Origin of the sequence: Streptomyces stelliscabiei (genome assembly GCF_014873495.1) — a bacterium.
In the GTDB taxonomy this organism is placed as follows: domain Bacteria; phylum Actinomycetota; class Actinomycetes; order Streptomycetales; family Streptomycetaceae; genus Streptomyces; species Streptomyces bottropensis.
Genome location: NZ_JADBGF010000001.1, coordinates 1,421,002 through 1,433,537 on the forward strand (window position 1 = coordinate 1,421,002; position 12,536 = coordinate 1,433,537).

At 73.4% G+C, this 12,536-nt stretch carries 6 protein-coding genes; 4 read left to right on the forward strand and 2 right to left on the reverse strand.

All coding sequences use genetic code 11. The annotated features are described in order from the left end of the window. The first annotated feature begins 64 nt into the window (after nucleotides 1-64). Genes H4687_RS06160 through H4687_RS06170 form a run of 3 tightly spaced genes read left to right on the forward strand, consistent with a single transcriptional unit; the run spans nucleotide 65 to nucleotide 3,530 of the window. Nucleotides 65-997 (forward strand): ABC transporter permease, encoded by a 933-nt coding sequence (locus H4687_RS06160; RefSeq protein ID WP_050398056.1) that lies wholly within the window; start codon nucleotides 65-67, stop codon nucleotides 995-997. Beyond that, nucleotides 994-1,893 carry an ABC transporter permease gene (locus tag H4687_RS06165; RefSeq protein WP_046918491.1) on the forward strand — a complete coding sequence of 300 codons (900 nt, stop codon included), beginning with the start codon at nucleotides 994-996 and terminating at the stop codon, nucleotides 1,891-1,893. The genes H4687_RS06160 and H4687_RS06165 overlap by 4 nt, the downstream gene beginning before the upstream one ends. Beyond that, complete coding sequence (locus H4687_RS06170; RefSeq protein WP_050398044.1) at nucleotides 1,890-3,530, forward strand: ABC transporter ATP-binding protein; 1,641 nt, start codon at nucleotides 1,890-1,892, stop codon at nucleotides 3,528-3,530. Before H4687_RS06165 ends, H4687_RS06170 begins: the two co-directional genes overlap by 4 nt. A 301-nt stretch (nucleotides 3,531-3,831) precedes the next feature. On the opposite strand, the gene H4687_RS06175 is transcribed toward H4687_RS06170, so the two are convergent. Together H4687_RS06175 and H4687_RS06180 are read right to left on the reverse strand one after the other, a co-directional pair. Beyond that, on the reverse strand, nucleotides 3,832-7,212 hold the full coding sequence (locus H4687_RS06175; RefSeq protein WP_046913729.1) for a pyruvate carboxylase: 3,381 nt from the start codon (nucleotides 7,210-7,212) through the stop codon (nucleotides 3,832-3,834). A gap of 121 nt (nucleotides 7,213-7,333) precedes the next feature. Beyond that, the gene (locus H4687_RS06180) at nucleotides 7,334-8,995 is read right to left on the reverse strand and encodes a serine/threonine-protein kinase (protein WP_192781654.1); all 1,662 of its coding nucleotides are present in this window, start codon (nucleotides 8,993-8,995) and stop codon (nucleotides 7,334-7,336) included. A gap of 284 nt (nucleotides 8,996-9,279) precedes the next feature. Between H4687_RS06180 and H4687_RS06185 the strand changes: the two genes are divergently transcribed. Beyond that, on the forward strand, nucleotides 9,280-12,492 hold the full coding sequence (locus tag H4687_RS06185; RefSeq protein WP_046913731.1) for a family 78 glycoside hydrolase catalytic domain: 3,213 nt from the start codon (nucleotides 9,280-9,282) through the stop codon (nucleotides 12,490-12,492). The last annotated feature ends 44 nt before the right edge of the window (nucleotides 12,493-12,536 follow it).

Here is a 12,536-nt window from a genome sequence, read left to right on the forward strand (position 1 = left end):
GCGCGGGGAACCGCGCGACCAGCCACGACGGCGCAGCACCCGCCCGGCGCTCCCTCTCCCCTTCGTGGCCCGGCGCCTCCTGCTCGGCGCAGCCCAGACCGTGGCCGTCGTGCTGCTGGTCTTCACGCTCACCGAGGCGTTGCCGGGCGACGCCTCGGTCGCCCTGGCCGGCGACCAGCCCGACCCGGCGCGCATCGCCGCCATCCGCGAGGCGATGCACCTGGACCGGCCGGTGCACGAGCGGCTGGCCGACTGGGCGCTCGGCCTGGTGCACGGCGACTTCGGTACCTCCCTCACCTCCGGCCGCCCGGTCGGCCGGTACATCGCCGACGGCTTCGGCCCGACCCTGCTGCTCGCCGCGCTCACCGTGGCTCTGCTCGTGCCGATCGGCTTCGGGCTGGGCGTGCTGGCCGCCCGGCACGAGGGCGGGCCCGTCGACCGGGTGGTCAGCTCCGTGACGCTCGCCGTGTACGCGGTCCCCGAGTTCGCCCTCGGAGTGCTGCTGGTGACGCTCTTCGCCCTGCGGCTGGACTGGCTGCCGCCGACCGCCGTCGGCTACGGCACCGACCTGCTCGGCCATCCGGCCGCGCTGGTCCTGCCCGTCCTCGTCCTGCTATCCCGGCCGGTCTGCTCCCTGGCCCGCCTGGTCCGCGCCGGCATGGTGGACGCCCTCGCCTCCCCGTTCGTCGCCCACGCCCGCCGGTACGGCGTCCCGGGCGCCCGGGTCCGCTACGCCCACGCCCTCCCCCATGCCCTCGCCCCCGCCGCCCAGCAACTCGCCCGTACGGTCGACTGGTTGCTGTGCGGTGTCATCGTCGTGGAGGCCCTCTACGTGATCCCCGGACTCGGCACCGTCCTCCTCAACGCCGTCGCCGAACGCGATGTCCCCGTCGTCCAGGGCCTCGCGGTGGTCTTCGGCGTCCTGACCGTCGTGCTCAACCTGGGCGCGGACGTGGTCGCCCGCCGGCTGGCCCCCCGGGCGGGGGTGGCGGCATGACACCGGGCACGGACCCCGGCACGGGCGTCGTCGCCCGCGCCCGGCGGCGTACGGGCCGGTTCGCGCTCGGCGTCGCGGTCATCGCCGTCCCTCTCGTGCTCGCCCTCCTGGGACCGGTGTTCGCGGGAGAGCCGGGGGCACGGGCCACGTCCTTCACGCTCGGCGGCGGACACCGGCTCGGCACGGACTTCGTGGGCCGGGACGTGTGGCGGCAGGTGCTGCACGGAGGCCGGCCGGTCGTGCTGACCGCGCTCGGCGCCGGAGCGCTCGCCTATCTCGTCGCCCTGCCGGTCGGTCTGCTCGCGGCGCTGACGCACCGCCGCCGGCTGGAGGAGCTGCTGATGCGGCCCCTGGACGTCCTGATCGCCGTGCCGTCGCTGCTGCTGATCCTGCTGGTCGCGTCCGTGCTCACCCCCGGAGCCGTCGGCCTCGCGCTCCTCGTCGCGCTGGTCAACGTGCCGGACGCCGCCCGCCTCGTGCGCGCCGCCGCCACCGAGGCCGCCGCCCGGCCGGTCGTCGAGGCGCTCCGCCTCCAGGGCGAGACCTGGTGGCGTACCGCTGTCGGCTATGTGGGCCGCAGCATCCTGCGCACCCTCGGAGCCGACGCCGGCACCCGGCTCACCGGTGTTCTGTACCTGGTCGCCACGGCCGCGTTCCTCGGTGTCGGGGCGGCCCCGGACGCCGCCGACTGGGCGGTCATGGTCGACCGCAACCGTACGGGTCTGTTCGTGCAGCCGTGGGCCGTGGTCGTCCCCGCCCTGCTGATCGTCGCGCTGACCACGGGCACGAACCTCCTCGTCGACGCGGCGCTGGAGAAGCCGGGTGGGCGCGCCGGGCGCCGTGAGCGCGCCCGGGTTCCGGCACCGGTTCACGTACGGAAGGAGCGACGGTCGTGAACCGGCACGCCGACGGAACCAGCCGGGTCGCCCCGGACCCCCTCGCCGAGATCACCGGCCTACGGGTCGAGGTGGGCGGCCGGGCGATCGTCGACGGGGTGGATCTGCGGGTGCTGCCCGGGCGGATCACCGCGCTGGTGGGCGCCTCGGGCAGCGGGAAGACGACCACCGGACTGGCGCTGCTCGGCGAGTACCCGCCCGGCGCGCGCGTCGCCGGCGAGGTCCGCCTGGCGACCGCAGGCCCGGTCGGATACGTGCCCCAGCATCCGGCGGCCGTGCTCAACCCCGCCCGCAGGATCAGTGCCCTGCTCACCGACATCGCCCGTGCCCAGGTGCGCCGACTCCCCCGGCGCGCCCGCCGGGCAGCCGCCCGGGAGCGCGTCCTGCGCGCCCTGGCGGATGCGCAACTCCCCGACGGTGCCGTCCTGTTGCGCCGCTACCCGCACCAGCTCTCCGGCGGCCAGCAGCAACGCGTCGTCCTCGCCCAGGCCCTCCTGCTCGGGGCCCGGGTCGTGGTAGCCGACGAACCGACCACCGGCCAGGACACGTTGACCAAGCGCCTGGTCGTCGCACAACTGGCGGCGGTCGCGGCGCGCGGCATCGCGATCGTCCTGCTGAGCCATGACCTCGACGTCGTACGCGCGCTGGCCGACGAGGTCCACGTCATGCGTGCGGGACGGGTCGTGGAGTCGGGTCCCACCGCGCGGGTGTGGGCGGCGCCCCGGCACGAGTGGACCCGGCAACTCCTGTCCGTGCGAGCGTGGTTCCCGGAGACAGGGCAGGCGCCCCGGGCGGGCGAAAGCACGGCCCCGCGCGCGGGCTCCCACGCCCCGAACGCCCGGACAGCCGACGCGCCCGTGCTGCGGGTACGCGATCTCACCGCCCGCCACCGCGACGGCTCGCGAGGCACGGCGGCGACCGTGCATGTCAACGAACTCGCCCTGTACTCAGGAGAGTTGATGGCTGTCGTGGGCCGGTCGGGCAGCGGCAAGACCACGCTCGCCCGCTGTCTCGCCGGGCTCCACCGGGACCTCGACGGCGAACTCCTCCTCGACGGCACCCCGCTGCCGCGCAGCCTGCGCGATCGCGGCCGGGGACAGCTGGCGGCGGTGCAGTACGTCTTCCAGGACGCCCGCGCCGCCTTCGACGAGCACCGGCCGGTACTGCCCCAGATCGCCCGCACGGCGGTCCGGCTGCGCGCGGTGGACGCCGGGGCCGCCGAAACGCAGGCGCTGACGACCACGGCAGGTCTGGGTCTCCCCCCGGAGCTGGTGCGCCGTCGCCCCGCCCGGCTCTCGGGCGGCGAACTCCAGCGAGCGGCCCTGGCCCGCGCCCTCCTCGCCCGTCCTCGCGTCCTGATCTGCGACGAGATCACCTCGGGCCTGGACGCCGTCACCCGGCGCGACATCCTCGACGTCCTCATGGGCCTGCTCGGCGACGGCGAACGTGCCGGCCCGGCTCTCGTCCTGATCACCCACGACCTGGACACCGCCGCCGTCGCCCACCGCATCGCGGTCATGGACGCCGGACACCTGGTCGAACAGGGCCCCGCCCGACAGCTCCTCACCACCCCGCAACACGCCTTCACGGCCCGACTGGTGGCCGCGGCACGCTGGGAGGCCGGTGCCGCGCGCTGACACCCGGCAGGCGCGGACGCGCGCCGTGCCGAGGGCTCACCCGCGACAGACCACCGCACACCGCCGCCCCGCTCCGGCCCCGTTCGCCCCGGGACAAAGGGGTCGGCTTCGTTCGCGGCATCGCGCCCGGCCGGCCGCCGAACCTCCACCCCGCCCCTGAGCCGCGAGCCGTCACCCCGCCCCTGAGCCGCGTCACGGCCCGCACTCGGCCTGCCACGTCGGCGGGTTCCGGCGGGGCGCCCGCCGTTCCGGTCGGGGCCGGGGTTCCGGTCGACCGGGACGGCACCCGCCCCCGCGGGGTTCAGACGATCTCGACCAGCAGGTCTCCGCCCTCCACCTGCTGGATCTTGTTGATGGCCAGCCGGGACACCCGTCCCGCCTTCGGGACGGTGATGGTGGCCTCCATCTTCATCGCCTCGATGGTGGCGACCGTCGCGCCCGCCGCGACCTCGTCGCCCTCGGCGACGGCGAGGGTGACCACGCCGGCGAACGGGGCGGCGACATGGCCGGGGTTCGAACGATCGGCCTTCTCGGTGGCGGGGATGTCGGAGGAGGCGGCCCTGTCTCGGATCTGGATCGGCCGGAGCTGGCCGTTCAGGGTGGACATCACCGTGCGCATCCCGCGTTCGTCCGCCTCGCCGACGGCCTCCAGACCGATGAGGAGCCGCACACCGGGCTCCAGGTCGACCGCGTACTCCTTGCCGGGGCCGAGACCGTAGAAGAAGTCCTTGCTGTCGAGGACGCTGGTGTCGCCGTAGGTCTGGCGGTGGGTCTCGAACTCGCGGGTCGGGCCGGGGAACAGCAGCCGGTTGAGGGTCGCGCGGCGGTCCTTCTCCAGTCCGGCGCGGTCCTCGGCGTCCAGGTCCTGGACGGGCTTGGCGTCGGCGCGGCCCTGGAGGGCCTTGCTGCGGAAGGGCTCGGGCCAGCCTCCGGGCGGGGTGCCCAGCTCGCCGCGGAGGAAGCCGATGACGGAGTCGGGGATGTCGAACCGGTCCGGCGTGGCCTCGAAGTCGGCCGGGGTCACTCCGGCGCCGACGAGGTGCAGGGCGAGGTCGCCGACCACCTTGGAGGAGGGGGTGACCTTCACCAGGTGGCCGAGGATGCGGTCGGCGGCGGTGTACATCGCCTCGATGTCCTCGAAGCGGTCGCCGAGGCCGAGCGCGACGGCCTGGGTGCGCAGGTTGGAGAGCTGGCCGCCGGGGATCTCGTGGTCGTAGACCCGGCCGGTCGGGGAGGCGAGGCCGGCCTCGAAGGGGGCGTAGATACGGCGGACGCTCTCCCAGTAGGGCTCCAGGTCGCCGACGGCCCGGAGGTCGAGGCCGGTGGGGCGGTCGGAGTAGTCGGTCGCGGCGACGATCGCCGACAGCGACGGTTGCGAGGTGGTGCCCGCCATGGACGCCACGGCCCCGTCGACGGCGTCGGCGCCGGCCTGGATCGCGGCGAGGTAGGTGGCGAGCTGGCCGCCCGCGGTGTCGTGGGTGTGGATGTGCACCGGCAGGTCGAACTCGCGGCGCAGTGCGGTCACGAGCTTGGTGGCGGCGGGGGCGCGCAGCAGGCCCGCCATGTCCTTGACGGCCAGGACGTGGGCGCCCGCCTCGACGATCTGCTCGGCCAGCCGGAGGTAGTAGTCGAGGGTGTAGAGCTGCTCGGCGGGGTTCGATAGGTCGGAGGTGTAACAGAGGGCGACCTCGGCGACGGCTGTTCCGGTGGCCCGTACGGCGTCGATGGCGGGCCGCATCTGGCCCACGTCGTTGAGCGCGTCGAAGATCCGGAAGATGTCGATGCCGGTCTCGGTGGCCTCCTGGACGAAGGCGTCGGTCACCTCGGTGGGGTACGGCGTGTAGCCGACGGTGTTGCGGCCGCGCAGCAGCATCTGGAGGCAGATGTTGGGGGCGGCGGCGCGGAAGGCGGCCAGGCGCTCCCAGGGGTCCTCGGCGAGGAAGCGCAGGGCGACGTCGTAGGTGGCGCCGCCCCAGCACTCCAGGGAGAGCAGTTGCGGGAGGGTCCGGGCCACGACGGGGGCGACGGCGAGCATGTCCTTGGTACGGACCCGGGTGGCGAGCAGCGACTGGTGGGCGTCCCGGAAGGTGGTGTCGGTGACGCCGATGGTCGGCGACTCGCGCAGCCAGCGGGCGAAGCCCTCCGGGCCGAGTTCGACGAGCTTCTGCTTCGAGCCGGCCGGAGGCTCGGCCGCGGCGGGCGTGGGCCTCGGCAGCTTGGTCGCCGGGTCGACGAGGTCGGGGCGGGGGCCGTTCGGCTTGTTCACGGTCACGTCGGCCAGATAGGTGAGCAGCTTCGTGCCACGGTCGGCCGAGTGGCGGGAGGTGAGCAGGTGCGGGCGCTGCTCGATGAACGACGTGGTGACGTTGCCGGACTGGAAGTCGGGGTCGTCGAGGACGGCCTGGAGGAACGGGATGTTGGTGGAGACGCCCCGGATGCGGAACTCCGCGACCGCGCGGCGGGCCCGGTTGACGGCGGTGGTGAAGTCCCGGCCCCGGCAGGTCAGCTTGACCAGCATGGAGTCGAAGTGGGCGCTGATCTCCGTACCGGCGTGGGTGGTGCCGCCGTCGAGGCGGATGCCGGAGCCGCCGGGCGAGCGGTAGGCGCTGATGCGGCCGGTGTCGGGCCGGAAGCCGTTGGCGGGGTCCTCGGTGGTGATACGGCACTGGAGGGCGGCGCCGCGCAGGGTGACGGTCTCCTGGGACAGCCCGAGGTCGGCCAGGGTGGCCCCGGCGGCGATCCGCAGCTGGGACTGGACGAGGTCGACGTCGGTGACCTCCTCGGTGACCGTGTGCTCGACCTGGATGCGCGGGTTCATCTCGATGAAGACGTGGTTGCCGTCGCGGTCGAGGAGGAACTCGACGGTGCCCGCGTTGCGGTAGCCGATCTCGCGGGCGAACCGGACGGCATCGGCGCAGATGCGGTCGCGCAGGGCCGGGTCGAGGTTCGGGGCGGGCGCCAGCTCGATGACCTTCTGGTGGCGGCGCTGCACCGAACAGTCGCGTTCGAAGAGGTGGATGACGTCGCCGTGGCCGTCGGCGAGGATCTGCACCTCGATGTGGCGTGGCTCGACGACGGCCTTCTCCAGGAAGACGGTGGGGTCGCCGAACGCGGAGGCGGCCTCGCGGGACGCCGCCTCGATGGACTCGCGCAGCGTGGCGGGGTCCTCGACACGGCGCATGCCGCGTCCGCCGCCGCCGGCGACGGCCTTGACGAAGACGGGGAAGCCGATGCCGTCGGCGGCGCGGACCAGTTCGTCGACGTCGGTGGAGGGCTCGGAGGAGCCGAGGACCGGTACGCCGGCGGCGCGGGCGGCGGCCACCGCGCGCGCCTTGTTGCCCGTCAGCTCCAGGATGTGCGCGCTGGGGCCGACGAACGTGATGCCGGCCTCCTCGCACGCCCGGGCCAGTTCGGGGTTCTCGGACAGGAACCCGTAGCCCGGGTAGACGGCGTCGGCTCCGGCCAGGCGGGCGGCGCGCATGATCTCCTCGACGGAGAGATAGGCCCGCACGGGGTGGCCCGGTTCGCCGATCTCGTAGGCCTCGTCGGCCTTGAGCCGGTGCAGCGAGTTGCGATCCTCGTGGGGGAAGACGGCGACCGTCCGCGCGCCCACTTCATAGCCTGCGCGGAACGCGCGGATCGCGATCTCGCCGCGGTTGGCGACCAGTACCTTGCGGAGCATTCCGGATCCCTTCGGCCTGCCTGGTGAGGAACACCATGGTCGCGGCTATGCGGCCGACGTGCCATGAGAGTCCCGTCACGGACAGGTGATCGGAGGTCTGGCCCATGTGACAGGGCCATGGTCAGCCGGCCACCGTGAACTGGCTGCCCGTCTTCTCGCCGTCGTCGGTGACCGCCGCGGCCACACAGCGAAAGACGCGCACTCCCTCGTCCCACTGCGCGGCCGACGGCGGGATGATGTCGACGTTCCAGTCCTTCGCGACATCACGGCCGCCGGCGGTCATCGTCGCGGCCATGACCTTCTGCGAGCACAGCGCCTTGACGTCCGGGTGCTTGATCAGGTCACGCGCGTTGTTCGTCATGCCGTCCTTCGGCAGCGGGGCGATCGCGAAGGTCTCCCAGACGTGCTTGGTCCGGCAGTCGGCACGGCTGACGGTGACGATGCCGGAGATGTCGACGATGCCGCTCCAGCACTCCGGGCCGGCGACGCATCGGCCGCCCACCCCGCCGACGTCCGTGGCGGGGCAGTTCTCCGCCGTGGTCGCCACGCCGAACCCCGAGGCCCCCGCGCCCTCGGCGGTGGCGTCGGCGGACGGCGGGGCGGTGGCGGAGGAGCCGCCCGCCCCGGCGTCGGGCTCGTCGTCGTTCTGGTACGTCACCACGGTGACCGAGACGCTCACGGAGACGGCCACGGCCGCGAGCACGGCGATCACCGCCGGCCGGCGCCGCGCCGCCTTCCGCCCGCCGTCACCGTCACCACCGTCGGGTCCGGGTACCACGGTCGTACCGCCACCGCCGGGCGGCGCGACCCCGTACGGCGGCATCGTCGTGGGCGGGGCGCCCCGGTACGGGGGCGCGGTCGTGGGCGGCGCGCCCGGGTGCGACGGCGCCGTCGTCATACCGGGCGCCGGGCCGAACCCACCACCACCGCCCGCTCCTCCGCCACCGCGCAGGTCCACGGTGTCGAGGTCGACCGCGGCCAGCGCGTCGCGGAAGGCGCCCGCGTCGGACAGACGGCCGGCTGGGTCGGGCGCGAGGGCGTGCCGGAGTGCGGCGTTGAGGGCGGGCGGCAGTCCGGGCAGGTCGGCGTAGGGCCAGGTGTGGCGCACGATCAGTTCGGCGAGGCTGAGCTGGGTGCCGTCCTCCGGGTGGTGCGGCGGGCGGCCGCACAGCAGGGCGTGGACGGTCGCGGCCAGGGAGTACACGTCGCCGGCCGGGCTGGGTTCCGCCATGCGGAAGGCCTCGGGCGGCGCGTACGCGGGGGTCAACGCCTCGCGGGTGACGGACAGTTCACGTCCCGGGCGCGGCATGGCGGCGAGACCGAAGTCGGTGAGGGCGACGCCTCCGTACCGGTTGACCATGACGTTGCCGGGCTTGATGTCCCGGTGCAGCACTCCGGCGGCGTGGGCGGCGGCCACCGCGTCGGCGAGGCCCACGCCGATGTCGCGGGCCTCCTTGAGCGGGAACGCGCCCTGCCGGTGCAGCCGGTCGCCGAGGGAGCCGCCGGGGCACAGTTCCAGCACCATGTAGGGGCGGTTGTCGGGGAGGACCCCGGCGTCGTACACCGGGACCACGTGGGGGTGTCCGGACAGCTGCCCGGCGGCCGTGACCTCGCGCAGGAAGCGCTGTCGGTCGCGTGGTGTGGACAGCACCCTGCTGTCCACCTTCAGCGCGACCTCCCGGCCCACCGCCAGTTGCCGGGCCCGGTACACCGTGGCGAATCCGCCCCGGCCCAGGGTGTCCTGGATCTCGTAACCGGGCAGGTCCGTTCGTTCGGGCCCCATGGTGCCGTACCCCCAGCGCACAGCCCCGGTCAGGACGTCCGACCGAGGTGAGCCGAGACTCTAGCCGAGCCCGGTGGCACCGGGACGCGGGGTTCGTCCACGGGCGCGGAGAGCCGGCTGAACGAGCTGTTCGACCTTATTAAAACGTTTCATTCCTCAGGTATTCACTGCCGCCCCACCTATTGACCGGATTCGACGCGGAACTCTAACCTCCGGGCAATCGCGTTGAAACCTTTCACGACTCCTCCTCTCAGCAACCGGCCCCTCGACCGAAGGTATGCACCATGGCGCAGGACTTCTCCCGGCGAAGACTCCTCCGGTTCAGCGGCGCCGCGGCGGCCTCCGTCGTCCTGGCCGGCCCCCGGGCCTTCGCCGCCGACGGCCCGGTGGACATGGCCCTGACCGCGGAGGAGGCGCTCGTGCCGACCGGGATGCTCACCGACCTGCTGCCGCGGGCGCTCGCCACGGACGCCGGGCGCGACCCCCGCTTCAGCTGGCAGGTGCCGGACTTCCGCGAGGGCACCGTGCAGCGCGCCTACCAGCTCCAGGTGGCGACCACCCCGGGCGGGTTCGAGGACGACGAGCTGCTGCTGTGGGACTCCGGCAAGCGGGACTCCGCCGACTCCACGGCCGTGCCGTACGGCGGACCGGCGCTGAAGCCCCGTACGGCCTACTGGTGGCGGGTCAGAAGCTGGAGCAACAAGCGCTCCGCGTGGTCGGAGCCCGTCCTGCTGGCCACGTCGGTCGAGGACGAGTGGGAGGCGAAGCCCCTCTGGGCGCCCGCCGGGCCGGTGATGACCGACGGCACGCTCACCGTCCGCGTGAAGATCACCGCCGTGGCGGCCGGGCTGTGGTTCCGGGCCGCGAACACGTCCGACAACTACATGTGGCAGCTGCGCGCGGGCACGACCGGGCTGCTGCGCAAACACGTCTGCGTGAACGGCACCTACACCGTGCTCGGCGAGGTGCGGCTGCCGTTCGCGGTCACCGCCGGGGAATGGGTGGACCTGGGCGTCACCATGACGGGCGCCACCTTCACCACCACCGTGAACGGCACCGTCGTGGACACCACCACCGACAGCCGCTACGCCTCCGGCAACGTCGGCCTGCGCAACGGCGGCACCGAGTCGCAGACCTACGACCGGGTCACCTTCACCGCCGCCGACGGCACGGTCCTCCTCGACGACGACTTCGCCTCCGACAGGGGCACCTTCGCCACCGGCACGGTCTCCGGCGGTGTCCTCACCTTCCCCACGGGCGCGTCCTCGCTGTCCTCCTACGGCACCGACGACACCTGGGCGCTGCTGCGCCACGAGTACGACACGAAGGCCGGCAAGGAGATAGCCGCCGCGATCCTCTACGTCGCGGCCACCTCCCCCGACCCGGCCCGGCAGTACGTCGCCAAGGTCTGGAGCAACGGCACGACCGTCGGGTACGCCTCCGTCCGCTCCGGCACCGGCACCGCCTACCAGGCCTTCGACGTGACCTCCACCCTGCGGGCGGACGGGAAGGCCAACGCGCTGGCCGCGCTGTGCTGGACCACCTCGCAGCAGAAGTTCCTGGCCCAGCTGGAGATCACGTACACGGACGGCAGCCGGTCCACCGTCGCCTCCGGGGCCCACTGGAAGGCCCGCCGCCAGGCCGGTCTGCTGCCCTCCAGGGGGAGCGCGGGCAGCAGCTACTACACCGTTCCGCAGGAGTACTGGGACCTGCGCCGCGAGCCGGTGGGATGGACGAAGCCCGGCTTCGACGACGGCGACTGGCTGAGGCCGGCGGTCCGCCCCGCGATCGGTGATCTCGTGCCCGCGCTGATCGAGGCGATCCGCCCGCACGAGGTCACCCCCGCCTCGGTCACCCGCGTCGCGGACGGCCGCTGGCTGGTCGACCTCGGCCGGGAGATCGTCGGCGGACTCGCCCTGCAGATCACGGGCAGCGCGGGCGACACCGTCGAGGTGCGGCTCGGCGAGGAGTTGAACACCGACGGCACGGTCAGGTACCAGCTGCGCGCCACCAACACCTACCGCGAGGTGTGGACCCTGCGCGACGGCGAGCAGCGCTTCGAGCACTGGGGCTACCGCGGCTTCCGCTGGGCCGAACTGCGCACCACACTCGACCTGTCGAAGGCGGTCGTCACCGGTCGCGCCTGGAAGCTCGACTGGGACGACTCGCACGCCTCGTTCCGCAGCTCGGACGCCGGTCTGGACCGGGTCTGGGAGCTGTGCCGCTACTCCATCGAGGCCACCCGCGGCGATCTCTACACCGACACACCCACCCGCGAACGGGGCCCCTACGAGGGCGACGCGCTGATCAACCAGCTCTCCGAGTACGGCGTCCAGCGCTCCTACGCTCTCGCCCGCTGGTCGAACGACTACCTGGTCCGCAAGGGCACCTGGCCCACCGAGTACCGGCTGATGTGCGCGATCTCCGCCTGGGAGGACTATCTCGCCACCGGCGACGACCGGCAGCTCGCGAAGGACTACGACCTGCTGACCGCGAAGAACCTCACCTCCCACCTGGACTCCGAGGGGCTGGTCCGCAAGGCGCCCGGCAACACCAGCCAGGACCTCGGCGACCTGGTCGACTGGCCCGCCGCCAGCCGGGACGGCTATGTGTTCACCCACGTCAACACGGTCGTCAACGCCTTCCAGTACGCGGCCTTCACGGCTCTCGCGCAGTGCGCGGCGGCCCTGGGCAAGAACGCCGACGCGACCACCCTGCGCGGCCGGGCCGACACCCTCGCCACCACGATGCGCGCCACCCTCCTCGACCGTGCGGGCGGGCGCTTCCTCGACGGCGTCGGCACCACCCACAGCGCCCAGCACGCGACCGCCTTCCCGGTGGCCCTCGGTGTCGCGGACGGACTGGACGAGGCGGTGCTGGCCAGGCTGGGCGACACCCTCGCGGCCGGCGGCACGAAGGTGAGCGTGTACGGGGCGCAGTTCCTGCTCGACGCGCTGTTCCGGCTGGGCCGCTCCGACGCCGCCCTCGCCCTGCTCACCTCCACGGCGACCAACTCGTGGCTGCACATGCTGGACGTGCTCAGGGCCACCGTCGTCACGGAGGCGTGGGACCCCGCGCTGAAGTCCAACATGACGCTCTCCCACGCCTGGGCGTCCGCGCCCGCCAATGCCGTGGCCCGCCACATCCTCGGCGTGCAGGTCAGCGAGCCCGGCGCGGCGGGGTTCCGGATCCGGCCGAGGACGGGGTCGCTGACCGAGGTCGACGGCACGGTGCCCTCGCTGCGCGGGCCGGTGTCGGTCCGGGTGCGGCGTTCCGCGGACACGCACACCACCCTGGTGACGCTGCCGCCCAACTCCCGGGCCGTACTGGAGGTGGAGATCGGGGACGCCTCCCCCAAGGCGTACCGGGTGAGGGCGGCCACCCCGCGCGGCGAGGGCAGCGCGAACGTCGAGTCGTTCACCGACCTCACGGGCACGGTGCTGCGGATCGGCCTGATCGGTTCGGGGACGACCGAGGTGCGGCGGAAGACCTCCTGAGCAGGGCTCGTGAGCGTTTTCACTGGGTGGAAGTGACCGATTAC

Excerpts from the sequence above, each read along its gene's own strand:
- H4687_RS06165 (WP_046918491.1), top strand. The coding sequence starts at position 994 with ATGACACCGGGCACGGACCCCGGCACGGGCGTCGTCGCCCGCGCCCGG.
- H4687_RS06175 (WP_046913729.1), bottom strand. The coding sequence starts at position 7,212 with ATGCTCCGCAAGGTACTGGTCGCCAACCGCGGCGAGATCGCGATCCGC.
- H4687_RS06180 (WP_192781654.1), bottom strand. The coding sequence starts at position 8,995 with ATGGGGCCCGAACGAACGGACCTGCCCGGTTACGAGATCCAGGACACC.
- H4687_RS06185 (WP_046913731.1), top strand. The coding sequence starts at position 9,280 with ATGGCGCAGGACTTCTCCCGGCGAAGACTCCTCCGGTTCAGCGGCGCC.